Here is an 18,793-nt window from a genome sequence, read left to right as displayed (position 1 = left end):
AAGGTCTTATAAAACTAAACCTTGAAGGTTTTTCCCAAAAAGAGAAAAAAGTTTAAAATCATAAATTGACTAAAAAAATGGCTATAACTGCACAAGAAGTAAATAAACTGAGACAAATGACCGGAGCAGGTATGATGGACTGTAAAAAAGCCCTTACCGAAGCAGAAGGAGATTTTGAAAAAGCTATTGACATCCTTAGAAAGAAAGGTCAGAAAGTTTCAGCTTCAAGAGCTGACCGTGAAACTAAAGAAGGTACTATCGTAACTTCCGTAAGTGCTGACGGAACTACCGGAACATTGCTTTCCTTGACCTGTGAAACTGACTTCGTAGCTAAGAATGAGGAATTCGTTGCTTTTGCAAACACTTTATTGGACCTGGCTACCAAAAATGCTGCAACCTCAGTGGAGCAAATCCTTGCCCTTCCATTTGATAACATCACTGTTGCCGACAAAATCGTAGAGATGACCGGTAAAATCGGTGAGAAAATCGAAATCTCTCACTACGAAGTAGTCAAAGGAGAAGCGGTAGTTCCTTATATCCACTCTAATGGCAAATTAGGTGTTTTGGTTTCCCTTGTTAAAGTAAATGGTGCTGCTGTTGAAGAAGCTGGTAAAGACGTTGCCATGCAGATTGCTGCCATGAACCCTGTTGCGGTTGACAAAGACGGAGTAGACGCTACTACCGTACAGAGAGAAATAGAAGTAGGTAAAGAGCAGGCCAGACAAGAAGGCAAGCCTGAAGAAATGTTGGAAAAAATCGCTTTGGGAAAATTGCAGAAATTCTACAAAGAAAACACTTTGTTGAGCCAGGCATTTGTGAAAGACAACAGCAAATCCATCGCCCAATACCTTGACGGTGTGAGCAAAGGATTGACTGTGTCTGCATTCAAGAGAGTTTCTATCGGATAATTCTTATTTAGATATAAGACTTAAAGCTTGTCCCGAAGTATTTCGGGAACTTAAGATAATAGATTAAAAAGCTGACTTCGAGAGGAGTCAGCTTTTTTTATCCTTTGAGTGCGCCGCGGCATAGTCGAAGGTATTTATTCAACTTAGCACCTCAATCATCTTTGAAAAGCTCAAATACCTAATACAATAGAAGCATCAATATCTAATTTCCTGCTTATCTCCCTGGCGATTTGAAGGGTTGGCTCACTTTTCCCATTTAGGTATTCACTGATTCTGGAGCTACTTACTCCAAGAAACTCAGCGAGGGCTTTCTGACTTAATCCTCTTTCTTGCATTCGAAGTTTGATTGATTCTGCCAATGAAGGTGGCTGTATGGAATAATGCCTTTCTTCATAATCTGCCACCAAATCAGAAAGAATATTTAATTCCAAATAGCCTTTTGATTCAGCGTTTTCAATGTTATCAGGGTTGGAAAGCAATTCTTCGATCCTTTCAAGAAGCGCATTATATTCTTTTTCAGACTTAATCATGGTTCAAATATTTTGGATGTCCTTTATCTTATCATATTCGGCATGGGTACCGATAAATCGGATATACACTTTCTTCGCATTAAATGAAATGATGACAACCAACCTGTATTTATTTCCTTTGATATTGAAAACAAAACGATGATTGCCTACATAATCTACAGAATTGAAATCTTTTTTTATATCGCTAAGTGAAGTCCATTCCTTTTTACTTACTGATGCATACCAGAACCTTAATGGAATTCCAGCATCAGCATGTTTTTCCGAAAACTCTTGAATCCGCTTAAATGTGATTATTCTCATTAACGCATATAGATCATTACTTATAATTCCATATTTCAAAACAAATTTACATATTTTGGAAATCAATTCTATTATTTCTATGCATATTTTTTAAGGACGGGTTTTAGATGAATTGAAAGCCTGAAAGGCGGATCTGTGATAACCCAGACTACCGCTTTAAGAAATATGGGTAAATAAGGGAAAAGTAAATCAGAGGCCTTAAGGGCCGATCTGTTTTAGATTAAAAAAATTCTTTCAAATACTTCTGATGGTAAAAAAATCGGTCCTTCATATCTCAGGAGCTGGACATGCGGTTTTCATCCGGGACTGCATACAGGGCTCATACAGGACGACCCTTCAGACCTGCCCTCTGTGGACCTCCGTGCCTCCTCAGTGAATCTCTGTGATACAAAAAGAATTTCAACTAAAAAACCACCCCGGTAATCCAAGGTGGCTTCGAAGGTGAATTAAACAACTACTCTATACTATTCCAGCCACTGGGGCTTCGTGGTCTTGACATTGGCCTGCAGCTGGTTTAAGAGATTGTACAATCCAAAATAGGTCCTGTTGATATACAGTCCATGTCTGGATCCTCTTGCCTGCCGGGATTTTTTGAACATCTTGTCATTGGAAATCCTGTCTCCTAATTTGAAAATCTGTTCGAAATAACTGTCATCTGCAAAATCAAAACTTTCTGCATGAAATGGTTTTCCTAACAAAGAAATCATTTCTTTAAACACTCCTTTAAAATAAACCTTCTCCTCTTCGGTGTCTTTATCGCTGATAAACTCCAGACCATAGAAAATCGCATTCAGTTCCTCTTCATTGATCAAAAGATCCCTTTTAATCAGGGAAAAGTAGCCGTGATAAAAATCCTCAGGCAATATTTTGACACAGCCAAAATCAATAATTCCCAACTTGCCATCATCCTGGATAATAAAATTACCGGGATGTGGATCGGCATGTAATTGCTTCAGGTTATGCACCTGATGATGGTAAAAATCCCAGAGTGCCTGACCGATCCTGTTCTTTTCCTCTTGGCTTGGATTGGTTTCCAACCATTCCTTGATATGATTGCCCTCTATCCAGTCCATCGTGATGATACGGTCTGAACTGAGTGCTTCATAATAGTTGGGGAAAGTAAGATCCTGAATATTCGAACATGCTGAAGAAATCTCCCTTGAGCGCTGCACTTCCAGCACATAATCTGTCTCTTCGATAAGTTTTCCCTCAACCTCCTCCATATAATGGTCCAGCTCTTTCTCATTCATATTGAGCAACCTCAGAGCGAATGGTCTTACCAGTTTCAAGTCTGAACTTACCGAATCCGCTACCCCAGGATATTGGATTTTAATGGCAAGTTTTTTACCCTTCAAAGTAGCCTGATGCACCTGACCGATGGATGCCGCATTCACTGCAGATCTGGTAAAGGTATCATACATCTGTTCCGGAGACTTACCAAAGTATTTCTGAAATGTTTTTACCACCAGTGGATAAGACAATGGAGGAGCACTGTATTGCGCCATGGTAAATTTATCCTGGTAGGCCCTTGGCAGGATATTCTTGTCCATTGACATCATTTGGGCCACTTTTAAGGCAGATCCCTTTAACTGACTCAGGGAATTGTAAATATCCTCTGCGTTATTATTGTGAAGTTCTTCTTTGGAAATGGAGGGATTCACTACCTTTTTGGCATAGTGCTTCACATAGTTCCCTCCTACTTTGGCTCCTGTACTGATAAATTTGGCAGCGCGCTGCACTTTGGAAACAGGAATACTCTGCTGTTCCTTTACGCTTCTTTCCATATATTCCTGTATTATTTGTTTTGATATAAAAACTTGGCGAAATCAATAAAGGTATCCAGGGCACTCTTTCCCATGAGGTCAAAGGCCAGGTTGACTGACTTTTCAATGGCTGCATCGGTTTTTTCGAATGACGGAGAACTGTCATTCAGCCAAAATTGAAAGACAAACCAAACCTGCAGCCAAAGCGCTTCATCATATTTATCGGAGATGATAGGTCTACTGGCTATTTCATCCGTTTCTTTTCCCTCAAGGATAATTTCATTGGCAAAATCCTTGAATTTGGATTTGAAGGTTTTCACCTCTTTGGGAAGCAGTTTTTTCAGGTCTTTGTGGTCTGCATACAGAGACAGTAGGTAAGACCTGTTTTTTTTCAATTCTTCTACCAGGGTAAATAAAAAGCCCAGCAGCTTCTCTCTGGCACTGTATTCCTTAAATACTTCTTGGGATTCCAGGTTCTGAATGGTAGTATCGAATAATTTGCCCCATACTGCTGATTTGATTGCATCAAATGAGGTGAAATAAGCATAAAACTCCTCTTCCTTCATTTTAAGCTCCTTGGCAAATTTGTAAATAGAAACCGGTTCCTGACCTTGTTCCAGCACATATTCTATATATCCATTGATGATTTTGACTCTTGGATCTGCCTTACTTGCCTTTTTTGCAGTTGTATTTTCCATGTTGGTTTATTTTCTATTGATATAACCTAGAAAAGGGATATGAAGTTTAGAAAAGCTGTAAAAATCAGGATGTTTATGGGAAAATTTTTTAGTTTTAAATACCATGCCTCTATTGCATCCAAGGAGCGCTTTGAAAATGCTTAATTGAACCGGAGCCTAGAAAAAAAAATTAAAGTGAAAGCAGGATCAAGTATGAAGAGAATGCTTCCCCATGCTGTGTTTCCCTGTAGACCAAGCCCTGAATCACCATTATTCAATAAGAAATTCGACTGAACAAAAATTCCGTCCCTGCAAAATGCGACAAAGAAGCAGTTACAAAGCAGTCCGACGGAACCACTGCATTACATCGAAAAAACCTAAGCGAATAAGCCTAAAACGGTTTTTGGTCCGAGTGATTTCCTGAGAGTTCTTCTACCACTCAAAAACTTTCCCTTGGAACAATCTATGGACTTATTTAATATAGCAAAGCTATTGATTTCCTTATGAGACATCTTTACTCCCTTTTCGCTTTGTCCTTCCTTGCTACTGCTACTTGGGCCCAAGACAGGGTCACCGGAAAAACATTTACAACCAGATCTGAAGTCATCGCGCAAAATGGCATGGCTGCCACCGCCCAGCCCCTGGCCACACTCGTGGCCTTGGATATCTTAAAAAAAGGCGGTTCGGCCATGGATGCCGCCATCGCCGCCAATGCGATGCTGGGCTTGGTCGAACCCAATGGCTGCGGAATCGGAGGAGATGTCTTTGCCATCATCTGGGACGCCAAAACCAAAAAGCTCTACGGCTTTAATGGAAGCGGCCGTGCTCCTGAATTGCTGACGATGGAAGTTTTTAAAGAAAAAGGCCTGAATTATGTACCCCTGCTGGGGCCACTGCCCGTATCCGTTCCCGGTTGTGTGGACGGCTGGTTTGAGATGCACAAGCGCTTTGGGAAACTATCCATGCAGGAAATCCTCCAGCCTTCCATCGACTATGCCAACAATGGATTTCCCGTCACCGAAGTGATTGCCTGGCAAATGGACGGTGCTTATCCAAAAATGCAGGACATTCCCGGTTTCCGGAAAACCTACATGCCCAATGGCCAAAATACCCCGAGAAAAGGAGAAGTCTTCAAAAATCCAGACCTGGCCAGAACCTACTCCATGATTGCCAAAGAAGGCCGTTCGGCTTTTTATGAAGGCCAAATCGCACAAACCATCGACCGGTTTATGAAGGAAAACGGAGGCTATCTCCGCTATGAAGACCTGAAAAAGCATACCTCCGAATGGGTGGAACCTGTCAGCACCAACTACCGGGGATACGACGTATGGGAGCTCCCACCCAATGGACAGGGAATCGCCGTCCTACAAATGCTGAATATCCTCGAAGGCTACGATATCAAATCCATGGGCTTTGGAAGCGCGGAATACCTCCATGTGCTGACCGAAGCCAAAAAATTGGCTTTTGAAGACCGGGCAAAATTCTATGCCGATCCGGCTTTCAATCAAATTCCCCTGGAAAAATTGATTTCCAAAGAATATGCCGCCGAACGTCGGAAACTCATCGATCCAAACAAGGCCGCTATGGCCTACCCTGCCGGTGAAATCGAAAAAGGCAACACCACCTACCTTACGGTGGCGGACAATGAAGGCAATATGGTTTCCTTTATCCAGAGCATTTATGATGAATTTGGATCGGGCATGGTTCCTGACGGCTTGGGTTTTGTGCTGCAAAACCGCGGACAACAGTTCAATGTCCAGGATCCAAACCATTGGAATTCACTGGCAAAAGGCAAGCGACCTTTTCACACCATCATTCCTGCCTTTATCACCAAAAACGGGGAGCCTTACATCAGTTTTGGTCTGATGGGGGGTTCGGTACAGCCTCAGGGACATACGCAGATTGTGGTCAATCTGATTGATTTTGGCATGAATCTACAGGAAGCCGGAGATGCACCGCGGATGCGGCACAACGGAAGCTCCGAGCCCACAGGCTCGAAGATGACAAACGGTGGATCACTGAATCTCGAAAGCGGCTTTTCCTATGAAGTCATCCGCAAACTGGAAGAGATGGGACATCGGGTAGAGTACAGTGTCGGGCCTTTTGGAGGCTACCAGGCCATCTTATACGACAAGGTCAACAAAGTCTATATCGGTGCTTCAGAGTCCAGAAAAGACGGACAGGCAGCAGGGTATTGAGGAATGGCACACCTGCCCGTCCGGCAGGCGGGTGTGGTTTTTCCCGACACAAGAGCTAACGCTTTGGCTATATTAACAATGGCTTTATTAATCCCCCGAATTACAGATAATCCTTTATCCCTAAAAAAAATCATGAAAACATATGTCTTATATTGTATGCTACTTTTGATGCTAAGCGCCTGCAGCCAAAATGAACAATGGTACTCGCTTGAGGACTTTTCGAAGGTCAGGAAAATCGATGCCCATGTTCATATTGATACAGAAAGGTCAGCCATTGTTGAAAAGGCCATAACCGATAATTTCCGTCTAATCCATGTGAGCCTAGAGGTTGATAAGGGGTGGAATGATGTATACAGGAAATATGGGGATGGACTTCATCAACATCAATCCTTTCCCAAAACGGTAGATATGATCACTTCCTTTGCTGTTTCGGACTGGGACGACGAAAATTGGGAGGGGAAGGTTATTTCCTGGTTGGACAGTTGTTTTAAACAAGGAGCTTTGGGAGTTAAGGTTTGGAAAAATATAGGCATGGTTTCCAGAGACAGTTCAGGAAATTTAATCTCGGTAGACGATGAAAAGTTTGATCCTGTTTTCAGGTTCATTCAAGAGCGCGGAATAACCTTGATGGGTCATCTTGGAGAACCCAAAAACTGCTGGTTGCCATTGGACTCCATGACTACAGAAAATGACCGCAACTATTTCAAAAACCATCCCCAATACCATATGTACCTTCAACCAGAGATGCCTTCCCACGAGGACTTGATGGATGCCCGGGACCGTATGTTGGAAAAGCATCCCGAGTTAAAATTTGTTGGTGCCCATTTGGGAAGTCTTGAATATAGCGTAGATGTATTGGCAGAGCGTCTTGATCGGTTTCCAAACATGGCGGTGGATTTAGCTGCAAGAATGGGGCAGTTGTTTTATCAGACTGCAAATGATCGGGAGAAAGTCCGGAATTTTTTCATCCAGTATCAGGATAGGATTTTGTACGGGACTGACTTGGGTGATAATGGGGAGCGTTCTAAGGAAAACCTGTACAGGAGCATAGATGAAAATTGGAAACGGGATTGGGAGTTTTTCGTGACTGATCATGATATGCAAAGCGACCTGATCACACAGCCATTTAAGGGTTTGCAATTGCCCAAGGAAGTGGTGGATAAGGTATATTACCGAAATGCTGTGAAATGGTTTGGAATGGAGGATGAGAAATTTTAAAATGAAAGCAATTATCAATGAGACATCCTAATTATTATTTCTTAAAATTATTCCTGTTCCATATCCTTCTTTTCATTGGCATAGCTGATGCCAATTCCCAGAACAAATCAATTCCTATGACTGAAGACATATATGAAATCAAAGATAAAGACCTCTTAAGAAAAGAACTGTATGACCTCTTGGGGAAGCTTCCGGATCGGGAAAGACCCATTTCCGTAGAATTGGTATCCACTGAAGAAAAGGATGGGGTCATCATTGAGAAATTATTACTGGACATCAATGGACTGGAGAAGGTGCCCGCCTTCTTTACCAAACCAAAAAATGCCAATGGGAAGTTGCCGGTGGTCCTTTTTAACCACTCTCATTTCGGTCAATATGAGGTGGGAAAGAATGAATTTATCTATGGCAGAAAAGAAATGCAGGTGCCCCCCTATGCTTTTGCTTTGGCCCGGGAAGGTTATGCGGGTTTTTGTTTGGATTCCTGGGGATTTGGTGAGAGATCGGGAAAGTCCGAATTGGATTTATTTAAAGAAATGTTGTGGAAAGGACAAGTGCTTTTTGGGATGATGGTATATGACAATTTGCGGGCATTGGATTATTTGGATTCCAGGGAAGATATTGATAAGGATAGGATAGCCACTATGGGCATGTCCATGGGAAGTACCATGGCTTGGTGGCTTGCTGCATTGGATGAGCGTATTAAAGTGGTGGTAGATCTAAATTGTTTAACTGATTTCCAAACGCTTTTGGAAAAAAATGACCTCAGTCTTCATGGCATTTATTATTATGTTCCTGATTTATTGAACCACTTTTCAACTTCAAAAATTAACGGATTAATTTCACCCCGGCCTCATTTTGGTCTGGCAGGAAAATTTGATCCACTTACCCCATTGGAAGGTTTGTCAATCATTGATGAAAACCTGAAGAAAATTTATGCAAAAGACGGAGCTCCCCAAGCATGGAAATTAAAAATTTATGATGTTGGACATGAGGAAACAGCTGAAATGAGAGCGGATATTTTACAGTTTCTACGGGATTGGTTATAGGGGGAATAATTTCATACCTGGCATACAAATCCTCCAAAGATCCAAAACAGATCTACCCTTTTATATTTATCCTTCACCCGATATTTCAATTTTAAAATTTCCCGTTTTCTAATTAAGATTATCGAATACCGAAGGTAGAATAAGAATGAGCATATAGCCCTAAAAAGATCTAAAAAGGCTTTTTTAGACCCGTAAATTCATTTTTCATTGACATCTCCTTATGGACCATAAATCGGAGGAGTTCGAAGTTCATAAACTTTTGGAGGTCATTCCTTTCTCCCTTGAAGTACTTCCCACCCACTGCGGCAAAGGGCAAACCTTTGGCAAGGATATAAATGAAATTTGCAAGTGATGCGTTTATGGTGTATTTTTACATCAAATAGAATTAATATGGCAAGGCAAAGTATTTCACTCACGGAACCAAATGATGAATGGCTTAAAACCCAGGTGGACAAAAAGGAATATTCCAGCAAAAGTGAACTCATTAATGATTTAATTAGACAGGCCCGAAAGCAACAGGTCCAGATTGATTGGCTTAAAGCTAAAATTGAAAAGGCTGAAAAAAACGGTTTCACGAGTGACAGTAAGCAAGAAATTTTAATTCAATCAAAGTCTTTGCTTAATGGGTAAATATCGTTTAAGCAATGCAGCTAAAGAGGATCTTATTCGAATTCACCATTATGGAGTTGAGACATTCGGCATGTCACAAGCCGATAAGTACTTTGATTCACTTTTTGAATGTTTTGAAATCATATCTCAACAACCATTTTCCTTTGAATCTGTGGATTATATAAAAACAGGCTATAGGCGATGTGTATGTGGCTCAGACAGCATATACTTTAAAATTGCTAATGATGGTGTTGTAGAAATAATGGCAATAGTAGGCAGACAGGATTTGAATAATGTCCTATAAAAAAATAATGTTGCCGATCAAGTAGACAGCCCTACGCTTGAAGCCCCAAAATGTGAGTAGAATAGGCCCGGAACTTGGAGTAATTTATTGCTACTCCTTTATATTCAAAAACCTTCTGAAAATATGACTTGCAGAAGGCTTTTAGATCCCTTGAAGCTAAAGGGATGAGACACTTCTCCCATCGGGATACCAATGACAGATTTTTGATATTCCCCTCGGCAAGCTCGGGGACCGGGAGGTTTGGTTCTACAGGAGGGGGGAGTGAAATGCGGCAGAGCCGCATTTCACTCCCCCCTCCTCTTATTTATTGCTTATCCGGTGGCCGAGCTTGTCTGTGCCAATCAGGCTTGCCGAGGCCTTACCATTTAATATGTCATTGCCTTTCTGTAAATTTCAAATTTTCAATACTCCGGGTGATGTATTGTTTACAGGGGATTTTTAGGAAAAGTCTACTTCACTACTTTCTCCACCACCAGGTTATGGTTGGTGTAAATGCAGACATCTGCCGCTATTCCCAAACTTTCTCTGACCATTTCTTCGGCAGATAGCTGAGGGGCGAATTTCTTCATCGCACGGGCAGCAGACTGGGCATACATACTTCCTGAACCGATAGTCGCAATTTCCATATCCGGCTCGATCACATCACCCGTTCCGGAAATGATCAGAATATCCTGACTGTCCGCTACGATCATCATCGCCTCCAAACGGCTCAGCATCCTGTCCATCCTCCACTCCTTTGCCAATTCCACCGCAGCCCTTTTCATATTGTTCCCAAAGGCACCCAATTTCTCCTCAAATTTTTCCAAAAGGGTAAAGGCATCGGCGGTGGATCCTGCAAATCCAGTTACAATTTTACCCCCCTGCAATTTTCGGATTTTATTGACCGTACTTTTGGCAACTGTATTGCCCATGGTAGCCTGACCATCTGCACCAATGACTACTTCTCCATTATGTTTGATGGCCACAACGGTGGTTGATTTTATTTTTTCCATTTTTATTTAGAATTAATTTTTTAGATGCAAGACGCAAGAATCAAGACGCAAGATTTAGATGAAATAAACATGATGAAATAAGATTGAAATAGATATTTGCTACGCGATATTGGGTATTCCCTTTGCGATATTTTTAAATTAGAAATGGTACATGAATTTGTTCAAATTGAAACCCAAGAAAATATCCCAATATCAATTAATATCCATTAATATCGCCTCCTTGTTTCTACCCTATTTCCATTTATCCCGAATCGCTTTGCTCTCGGGACTTCCGCAATAGCTCCAGTTTCAACATTATTCCAATCTATACCTCTCCGATATCGCTGCAAGCTAATATCCCAATATCTTATAATATCTATAAATATCCCTCCTCTTCCTATTTCAATAACCATACTAAAAACAAAAAGTCCTGACAGATCAGGACTTTTTGGCATATTTCTAGGCTTAAATTAAATCAAAATTCTTACAGGATCTTCCAATAGGCCTTTTAAGGTCTGTAAGAAGGCAGAACCTACTGCTCCATCCACTACCCTATGGTCACAGGACAAGGTTACCTTCATCACATTACCAATCTTCATTTGACCATTTTTTACAATCACTGTTTCCTTGATACCCCCAACTGCCAAAATACAGGCATCCGGAGGATTGATGATCGCAGTAAATTCATCGATGCCAAACATACCCAAGTTGGAAATAGTAAAGGTATTTCCTTCCCAATCCTTAGGCTGTAATTCTTTGTTTTTCGCTTTTCCTCCCAAAGTTTTGGCCTCATTGGAAATCTGGGACAAGGACTTGCTGTCTGCAAAACGGATCACAGGAACCAACAAACCTTCCTCCACTGCTACGGCCATACCGATATGGATATGGTCATTGTATCTTATTTTGTCACCTAACCAGGAAGAATTCACCTTCGGATGTTGGCGCAGAGCAGCTGCTGCGGCTTTGATCACCATGTCATTGAAAGAAATCTTCACCGGTGAAATTTCATTCATGCTTGCTCTGGCCTCAATTGCCTTATCCATGTTGATTTCCATGGTCAGGTAGAAGTGCGGTGCCGTGAATTTGCTTTCTGCCAATCTCTTGGCAATCACTTTACGCATCTGGGAAACTTTTTCCTCCCTGTAGGATTCTTGACCTACTGCAGGGGCAGAAGTTGCCATAGCGGTAGGTGCAGCAGCCGCTTTTGCAACCGCAGGATCAAAGCTTTCCACATCTCTTTTCACGATCCTTCCTGCTTCTCCGCTTCCTTTTACCAAAGCGATATCGATACCTTTTTCAGAGGCCATCTTTTTGGCCAATGGGGAGGCTTTCACCCTGCCATTTTCTGAAGATGATGAAATGGAAACAGCACTGACAGGTGCCGGAGCCTTCGCTTCCTCTTTAGGAGCTTCAGGAGCGTTTTCTTCTTTCTTTGCTTCTGGTGCAGGTGCAGCTGAAGAAGCTGAACTATTCTTATGCGCTTTCAACAAAGTCTCATAATCAGCTCCTTTTTCACCTATGATAGCGATCACACCATCTATTTCAACGGAATCTCCGGCTTCTACACCTATGTATAATAAGGTACCGTCTTCATAGGATTCCAGTTCCATAGTGGCTTTATCAGTCTCCACTTCCGCAATAATATCCCCTGATTTGACAGTATCACCCACCTTTTTCAGCCAGGAAGCAATGGTTCCCTCTGTCATCGTATCACTCATTTTAGGCATGGTGATTACAGTTGCGTTGATTCCGGAAACATCGATTTTTTCAGATGCTGGAGCTTCCTTTTTCTCCTCTTTTTTCTCTTCTTTTGGTGATGCAACCTTTTCTTCCTGTTTTGATGCAGGAGCAGCTCCCCCATCAATTTCTTTCAGCAATGCATCTATGTTTTCACCTTTTTCACCAATGATGGCGATCACTCCATTTACAGGGACAGCGTCTTTTTGCTGAACTCCAATGTGCAACAAAACCCCTTCTTCATAAGACTCCAGCTCCATGGTGGCTTTGTCTGTTTCCACCTCGGCTATAATGTCTCCCGGTTTTACTACATCTCCTACTTTCTTCAACCACGCTGCGATCACCCCTTCTTCCATGGTATCGCTCATTTTAGGCATTCTAATTATTTCGGCCATAATTTAATTTTGTCCTAGTCAAATTTTAAGGAGTTCAAAAATAGTTGTTAAAATATCTTTATTCAAATTTAATAGTAGTATTTTCAGGATTATAAATACTTAAACTACTGATTTTGTTTTAAAATGCCTTTAGTCAAAAAGATTGATTATGATTATCCCAAATGGCTTTTCAATGGTCATTTGCAGACAATCATCCCCGGCCTTTTCAGAACTAGCTTGGCTTTACCATTTGAAAGAGAAAGAGTTATTACGCCAGATGGAGACTTCTTGGACCTCGATTGGCTCAAAAATGGTTCAAAAAGCCTGACCATTATCAGCCATGGCCTGGAGGGGAACAGCCGAAGGCCATACATGGTCGGGATGGCGAAACATTTCTTCCAAAATGGATTTGATGTACTCAACTGGAATTATAGGGGTTGTAGCGAAGAGCTGAATAAAAAGCCTATTTTTTATCATTCAGGGGCCACCTATGACCTGGATTTCATTATTAACCATGCCGCCCCGAATTATGATTCCTTATATTTAATAGGTTTTAGCCTTGGAGGAAACCTCACTTTAAAATATTTAGGAGAGAAAAGGGAAAGAAATCCCAAAATCCAAAAGGGAGTCGCCATCTCCGTTCCCCTGCATCTGGAGAGTTCTTGCGAGAAAATTTCTACAGGAGAAAATATTCTCTATTCCAAACGCTTTCTTAAAACATTGAAAGAAAAAGTTGTCAGGAAATCCATGCAATTCCCGGAAGAAATCCCTACTGGGATTTTAAGGAAAATAAAAACCTTACAGGATTTTGATGACTATTACACAGGCCCCTTGCATGGTTTCAGGGATGCACATGATTATTACGAACAAAATTCTTCTCTTTATTTCTTGAAAAACATCAACATATCAACCTTAATCCTTAATGCACAGAATGATCCTTTCTTAAGCGATAAGTGCTTCCCTATTTCTTTGGGAAGAAAATTGGATGCTGTATGGATGGATTTTCCCAAATATGGAGGTCATGTAGGTTTTAGTCCCAGAAAGAAAGAGGATATTTATTGGTCTGAGAAAAGGGCATTTGAATTTATCACGGGCAATCAGTAATTTTCCGAAAACAGTAACCCTTATGTGTGGCAGATATTCACTCAGCAAAAGTAAAATTGAATTAGAGGAAAGGTTCCAGGCAGAAATGCTCGGGGATTTCAAGCCAAGATACAATATCGCCCCAACCCAACTTGTTCCTGTAATTACTTCAGACAGCCCCAAAGGTTTTTCGTTTTTCTATTGGGGGATTACCCCTGACTTTGCCAAAAACAAACCAGTTTCACAAAAATTTATCAATGCCAGGGCTGAAAGTGTACATGAAAAGGTTTCTTTCAGGCAATCCTTTCAAAGAAGGCGCTGCCTTGTACCTGCAGATGGTTTTTTTGAATGGAAAAAGCTGGGAAAAAAAACTAAAATACCTTACCATTTCACCCTTGAAAATGGAGAAGCCTTTGCATTTGCAGGTATTTGGGAGGAATTTGAAAATGAATTTGGGGAAAACAACCATACTTTTTTGATCCTCACCACCAATCCCAATCCATTGGTATCAGAAATCCATGACCGGATGCCTGTCATTTTGAAAAGGGAAGATGAGAAAAAATGGATTGACAAATACAGCAATGAGGAAGAATTGAAAAAAATGTTGGGCACCTATTCTACGGATGAAATGCTGAGTTATACGGTATCTCCTTTGGTCAACAGTGTGATGAACGACAGTCCTGCGGTCATCAGAAAAACTTCCCCAATGGATCAGTTTGGTAATTACACCTTATTTGGATGATGGATAAAATCCATGTTATTGATCTAGAGTTTTTGAATACAGAAGAAGCCATTGCCAGCTTTTTGGTAGAAACTTCCATTGGGCCGATTTTAATTGAAACCGGACCTGAAAGCACTTTTGAACATTTAATTAAAGGAATCCAACAGATCGGTTATCAGGCAAAGGATATCCAACATGTTCTTCTGACCCACATCCATTTTGACCATGCAGGAGCTGCCTGGAAATTTGCCGAATTGGGTGCTTCCATATATGTACATCCCGTAGGACTACCCCATCTCGCTTCCCCTGAAAAGCTCTGGAATTCCGCCAAACAAATTTACGGGGAAGAGATGGATCGCCTTTGGGGCAAAATGAGTCCCATACCTGAATCACAGTTAATTGCTGTAGAACATGAACAAAATTTAATTTTTGGAGAAACCCAAATTAAGGCCCTCCATACCCCAGGGCATGCCAGTCACCATATTGCATGGAAATTGGGAAATGAAATATTTACCGGGGATGTTGCCGGGGTGAAAATCGAAAATGGTCCGGTGGTGCCCCCATGTCCACCCCCTGATATTGACATTCAAGCCTGGAAAACATCCTTGGCCATAATTAAGGCTGCAAATCCCCAATCCCTTTACCTTACCCATTTTGGAGTGGTGAATGACATCTCTGAACATTTAGATGCTCTTTCCTATATTTTGGATGATTGGGCCAATTGGATCAAACCATTTTATCAGGAAAATAAAGCCCAAAAAGAGGTAATTCCACTGTTCATGGATTATACCCAAAAACAATTGGCAAGGGAAGGTTGCGGGAAAGAACTTATCCAAATTTATGAATATGCCAATCCAAGTTGGATGTCAGTGGCAGGTCTGTACAGATATTGGAAACTGAAAGATCAGGGACGTCTTTAATCCTTTCAAAGATATTTCGGGCCAATATTTTCCGAAGATAGGACTTATTTGTTTTTGGAATCCAAAAGGAAATTGGATATTTGTATGCATAGCATACTATTACTTAACATACAGGTTAATCCCAATATAACTTTCAACTATATGAAAAAATCCAGAATAATCGGCGTGGGACATTATGTGCCGGATAGAATCATAACCAATGAATATCTTTCAACGATTATGGATACCAATAATGATTGGATTGTTGAAAGAACCGGAATCCATGAAAGGAGATGGTTTACTCCTGGAAAGGACACTGTCACCAGTATGTCAGCAGCGGCTTCGAGGAAAGCTATTGAAAGGGCCGGTCTAAGCCCTATGGATATTGACTTCATTATTTTTGCCACCATCACACCTGATTATTTCCTTCCCGGAAATGGGGTACTTTTACAAAGGGAATTGGGGGTAGGCAACATAGGAGCATTGGATATCAGAAATGCCTGCTCCGGTTTTATATATGCCCTTTCTGTCGCAGACCAGTTTATTAAAACAGGTATGTATAAAAACATCCTGGTGGTAGGTGCTGAAATCCAATCTTCCGCTCTTGACAAAAGTGATGAAGGAAGATCCAGTGCTGTCATTTTTGCAGATGGTGCCGGGGCAGCAGTGGTAAGTGTGGTAGAACCTGACCAACCAGGTATTTTGTCCACGCATTTACATTCGGAAGGCCAATATGCAGAGGAGTTGTATTGTCTGGCCCCAAGCAGTAGCACTGAAGTCAGAATCTCAAAAGAAATGATTGACCGGGGCGATTTTTTGTTGAAAATGAATGGAAATGCCGTGTTTAAACATGCAGTAGTGAGATTTTCAGAAGTAATACAGGAAGCTTTGGATGCAAATGGAAAAGATAAATCAGAAATTGACCTGCTTGTCCCCCATCAGGCCAATCTCAGGATCAGCAACTATATCCAGCATAAACTTGGGCTGCCTGATGAAAAAGTATTTAACAACATCATGTACCTGGGCAACACCACAGCGGGGACTATTCCAATTGCCTTAAGTGAGGCATGGGAACAGGGAAGACTGAAAGAAGGTGATCTGGTTTGTCTGGCAGCTTTTGGAAGTGGATTTGCATGGGCTTCGGCTTTACTCAATTGGTAAGACCTAAACAAATGGATCAAACCGCAAAACTGGATTTTCCATTTTGGGAAAATTCAAAATCTTTTTTTGAACATTTCAATCAACAAACTGAACTTATCCTTCAGCTCTTTACAGAGCTTTGCAATGCATTTCCCCAAACAACGCTTGAGTCATTTTTTGCAAATGCCAAGGGCTGTAAAGTGAGTAAAGGGAATCAATTAGAGGGCATGCCCTACCAAGTTTTGGATATAATTAGGGATTTTGATTTAAATCATGGTTTTAATATCCGGCTTTTAAACTGGTGGGGATATGGCTTATTTATTTTTATTACTTATGGTTCTGATACCGCTAAATCCTTTCAAAGAATAATACCTATCCATTTTGAAGGATATTCCCTTTCCAAATCAAGTACGCCATATGAATATAAAAAGGCAATAATTGAAAGTGAGACATTGGATTCAAAAAATTTAGGAATGGAATTAAGGAAATCCAAACACGTTCAAATCTGGAAAAAACTTCCCGTTTATGAGAACCCAACTGATACTTTGAATGCTTTAAAAGAAATGATCCAGTCGATTTTGGATATTCATACTTAATCTTTCTTTAATTCCATAAATTAAGCTAATTTAGAACCGGAGTTCAGTTATTTCGTATTCTATTTGTAACAATGAAAATTCAATTTATGAAATATATTTTTAGCTTTTTGCTGCTCTTGTCACTTGTTAATCCCATATGCGCACAGGTTACCCCTAATGTAGTTTCAATTTATAACTCAGACTCTACTTTGGTAGGAACAGGCATCCTGAACAACGGTTTAATGGAGGGACTGTGGAAGTTTGAAAACCCACAAACAAGAAGACTTATCCAAACCATCAATTTTGAAAATGGAAGAAGAGAAGGATTTGCTGTGAGCTTTTACTCTAACGGCAACAGGAATGTGGAAGCTGAGTATAGGGAAAACCGTCTCAATGGAATTTACAGACAGTATGACAGTTCTGGTATCCTTAAATTGGATATGGTATTTGCCGACAGTATTCCTGTGGGACCTTATAAAGAGTATTATGGCCGGGTAAACCAACCTGATTTTTTCAATCCAAGACAAGTCAAGGTTGAAGGTCAATATTTGAATGGTAAAAAGCATGGTAAATGGGTGACCTTTTATAATAATGGAGAAATAGCCATGATACAGGTCTTTGAAAATGGAATCCAGGAAGGTGCTTATCAGGAATATGCTATTGATGGAACATTATTGGTAGATGTCAAATATGTAAATGATAAACCTCATGGCCAATTTACAAGATTTTCTTTCGCCAATATGATTCAGGAAAGGGGGATGTATGATAATGGAAGGAAAGTAGGGCAATGGGTATCTTATTTCCCGGGAACTAAGACTTTAGAATCTGAAAAAACCTATGACCAAAATGGAAATAAAACAGGGGAATGGAATTTTTATTATGAAAATAAAAGATTGGCAAGAGTGGAAAAGTATGAAAATGACATTCCTGTCGGTACTTGGGAAGAGTATTTTCCAAACAAAACCCTGTCCAAAAAAATGACTTACGAGCTGGGATTGCCTGTGGGGGATTATATTGAAAACCATTCGAATGGAAAAGTGTCAGTTACAGGCCAATACAAAAACGGGATGAAGGACGGATTGTGGAGAAGCTATTTTCCTGAAGGCAACTTATATTCGATTGGAGAATATAGAAATGATGTGAAAACTGGACTTTGGAAATATTTCAATAAAATTGGAATCCTTATAGCAGAGGGTGAATACACTTTGGGATCGGAAAATGGACAGTGGTTTTACTACTATGACGGTGGTCAGCTGAAATCTGTGGGCAGTTATTTCCTTGGTTTTGAAGATGGGGTCTGGGGATTGTTTTATGACAATAAGCAATTGACGCAGGAAGAATTCTGGAATAATGGCAGGTTGATGAACGTGAGTGATTATAATTCTTTTGATGGAAGCAGCACATTGGAAAAAGGAACACTAAAGGATGGCAACGGTACCCGGATTACTTATTATACCTCCGGAAAAAAAGAATCAGAAGGAAATTACAAAGATGGCAAACCCGAAGGTTTATGGATTTATTATCATGAAAATGGAAATAAAGCCTCTGAAGGTAATATGATCGAAGGGAAAAAAGAAGGTTCATGGAGATACTATAACATCAATGGAAGGCTGGAGCAAATCATCAATTTCAAAAACGATGAAATGGTAACAGAAGATGATGAAATGAGAAGCGAGATTCCTTTCAAATTTGAAAATTGAAAAAACAAGTCTGGCTATAAATTGTTTTATTTAAAAAAAT

The 18,793-nt window shown here is 40.6% G+C and carries 20 protein-coding genes; 12 read left to right on the top strand and 8 right to left on the bottom strand.

The features are described from left to right. Window positions 1-77 precede the first annotated feature (77 nt). Complete coding sequence (gene tsf / locus ACFSKV_RS13310) at window positions 78-908, top strand: translation elongation factor Ts (RefSeq protein WP_380803586.1); 831 nt, start codon at window positions 78-80, stop codon at window positions 906-908. 170 nt (window positions 909-1,078) lie between these two features. Here the strand turns inward: tsf and ACFSKV_RS13305 are convergent, their stop codons facing one another. The 5 genes from ACFSKV_RS13305 to ACFSKV_RS13285 form a co-directional block, all read right to left on the bottom strand. Then, window positions 1,079-1,438 (bottom strand): helix-turn-helix domain-containing protein, encoded by a 360-nt coding sequence (locus ACFSKV_RS13305; RefSeq protein ID WP_380803584.1) that lies wholly within the window; start codon window positions 1,436-1,438, stop codon window positions 1,079-1,081. 3 nt (window positions 1,439-1,441) lie between these two features. Beyond that, window positions 1,442-1,738 (bottom strand): type II toxin-antitoxin system HigB family toxin, encoded by a 297-nt coding sequence (locus ACFSKV_RS13300; protein ID WP_380803583.1) that lies wholly within the window; start codon window positions 1,736-1,738, stop codon window positions 1,442-1,444. Window positions 1,739-2,202: 464 nt separating this feature from the next. Next, complete coding sequence (locus ACFSKV_RS13295; RefSeq protein ID WP_380803582.1) at window positions 2,203-3,522, bottom strand: ABC1 kinase family protein; 1,320 nt, start codon at window positions 3,520-3,522, stop codon at window positions 2,203-2,205. 11 nt (window positions 3,523-3,533) lie between these two features. Then, a complete protein-coding gene (locus ACFSKV_RS13290) occupies window positions 3,534-4,199 on the bottom strand; it encodes a TetR/AcrR family transcriptional regulator (protein WP_380803579.1) in 666 nt (221 codons plus the stop codon). 493 nt (window positions 4,200-4,692) lie between these two features. Continuing rightward, on the bottom strand, window positions 4,693-4,890 hold the full coding sequence (locus ACFSKV_RS13285; protein WP_380804027.1) for a hypothetical protein: 198 nt from the start codon (window positions 4,888-4,890) through the stop codon (window positions 4,693-4,695). Between ACFSKV_RS13285 and ggt the strand changes: the two genes are divergently transcribed. The 5 genes from ggt (at window position 4,799) to ACFSKV_RS13260 (ending at window position 9,553) form a co-directional block, all read left to right on the top strand. Beyond that, window positions 4,799-6,376: a gamma-glutamyltransferase gene (ggt, locus tag ACFSKV_RS13280; RefSeq protein ID WP_380804017.1), complete on the top strand. Its 1,578-nt coding sequence runs from the start codon at window positions 4,799-4,801 to the stop codon at window positions 6,374-6,376. The genes ACFSKV_RS13285 and ggt overlap by 92 nt on opposite strands. Before the next feature lie 132 nt (window positions 6,377-6,508). Next, window positions 6,509-7,594: an amidohydrolase family protein gene (locus tag ACFSKV_RS13275; RefSeq protein ID WP_380803578.1), complete on the top strand. Its 1,086-nt coding sequence runs from the start codon at window positions 6,509-6,511 to the stop codon at window positions 7,592-7,594. Between the two features lie 17 nt (window positions 7,595-7,611). Continuing rightward, window positions 7,612-8,640 (top strand): dienelactone hydrolase family protein, encoded by a 1,029-nt coding sequence (locus ACFSKV_RS13270; RefSeq protein WP_380803576.1) that lies wholly within the window; start codon window positions 7,612-7,614, stop codon window positions 8,638-8,640. Between the two features lie 390 nt (window positions 8,641-9,030). After that, window positions 9,031-9,270: a ribbon-helix-helix domain-containing protein gene (locus tag ACFSKV_RS13265; protein ID WP_380803574.1), complete on the top strand. Its 240-nt coding sequence runs from the start codon at window positions 9,031-9,033 to the stop codon at window positions 9,268-9,270. Beyond that, window positions 9,263-9,553 carry a type II toxin-antitoxin system RelE/ParE family toxin gene (locus tag ACFSKV_RS13260; RefSeq protein ID WP_380803573.1) on the top strand — a complete coding sequence of 97 codons (291 nt, stop codon included), beginning with the start codon at window positions 9,263-9,265 and terminating at the stop codon, window positions 9,551-9,553. Before ACFSKV_RS13265 ends, ACFSKV_RS13260 begins: the two co-directional genes overlap by 8 nt. Before the next feature lie 449 nt (window positions 9,554-10,002). On the opposite strand, the gene hslV is transcribed toward ACFSKV_RS13260, so the two are convergent. The 3 genes from hslV to ACFSKV_RS13245 all read right to left on the bottom strand — a co-directional run bounded on the left by hslV (window position 10,003) and on the right by ACFSKV_RS13245 (window position 12,656). Continuing rightward, window positions 10,003-10,545: an ATP-dependent protease subunit HslV gene (hslV, locus tag ACFSKV_RS13255; protein WP_380803571.1), complete on the bottom strand. Its 543-nt coding sequence runs from the start codon at window positions 10,543-10,545 to the stop codon at window positions 10,003-10,005. Window positions 10,546-10,751: 206 nt separating this feature from the next. After that, window positions 10,752-10,979, bottom strand: coding sequence for a hypothetical protein (locus tag ACFSKV_RS13250; protein WP_380803569.1), 228 nt, complete (start codon window positions 10,977-10,979; stop codon window positions 10,752-10,754). 15 nt (window positions 10,980-10,994) lie between these two features. Next, window positions 10,995-12,656: a pyruvate dehydrogenase complex dihydrolipoamide acetyltransferase gene (locus tag ACFSKV_RS13245; RefSeq protein ID WP_380803566.1), complete on the bottom strand. Its 1,662-nt coding sequence runs from the start codon at window positions 12,654-12,656 to the stop codon at window positions 10,995-10,997. A gap of 123 nt (window positions 12,657-12,779) precedes the next feature. Between ACFSKV_RS13245 and ACFSKV_RS13240 the strand changes: the two genes are divergently transcribed. From ACFSKV_RS13240 to ACFSKV_RS13215, 6 genes are all read left to right on the top strand, one after another. Then, on the top strand, window positions 12,780-13,739 hold the full coding sequence (locus ACFSKV_RS13240; RefSeq protein ID WP_380803564.1) for a YheT family hydrolase: 960 nt from the start codon (window positions 12,780-12,782) through the stop codon (window positions 13,737-13,739). A 22-nt stretch (window positions 13,740-13,761) separates the two neighbouring features. Further along, a complete protein-coding gene (locus ACFSKV_RS13235) occupies window positions 13,762-14,460 on the top strand; it encodes an SOS response-associated peptidase (RefSeq protein ID WP_380803561.1) in 699 nt (232 codons plus the stop codon). Further along, the gene (locus ACFSKV_RS13230) at window positions 14,457-15,359 is read left to right on the top strand and encodes an MBL fold metallo-hydrolase (protein ID WP_380803558.1); all 903 of its coding nucleotides are present in this window, start codon (window positions 14,457-14,459) and stop codon (window positions 15,357-15,359) included. The genes ACFSKV_RS13235 and ACFSKV_RS13230 overlap by 4 nt, the downstream gene beginning before the upstream one ends. Before the next feature lie 141 nt (window positions 15,360-15,500). Further along, entirely contained in the window at window positions 15,501-16,499 is a 999-nt protein-coding gene (locus ACFSKV_RS13225) for a 3-oxoacyl-ACP synthase III family protein (RefSeq protein WP_380803555.1), read from the top strand. Window positions 16,500-16,510: 11 nt separating this feature from the next. Continuing rightward, window positions 16,511-17,074 (top strand): hypothetical protein, encoded by a 564-nt coding sequence (locus tag ACFSKV_RS13220; protein ID WP_380803554.1) that lies wholly within the window; start codon window positions 16,511-16,513, stop codon window positions 17,072-17,074. Between the two features lie 86 nt (window positions 17,075-17,160). Next, the gene (locus ACFSKV_RS13215; RefSeq protein WP_380803551.1) at window positions 17,161-18,753 is read left to right on the top strand and encodes a toxin-antitoxin system YwqK family antitoxin; all 1,593 of its coding nucleotides are present in this window, start codon (window positions 17,161-17,163) and stop codon (window positions 18,751-18,753) included. Window positions 18,754-18,793: the final 40 nt, after the last annotated feature.

The organism is Shivajiella indica (assembly GCF_042683085.1).
Lineage (GTDB): Bacteria > Bacteroidota > Bacteroidia > Cytophagales > Cyclobacteriaceae > Shivajiella > Shivajiella indica.
This window is presented reverse-complemented; position numbering and strand designations above follow the sequence as displayed.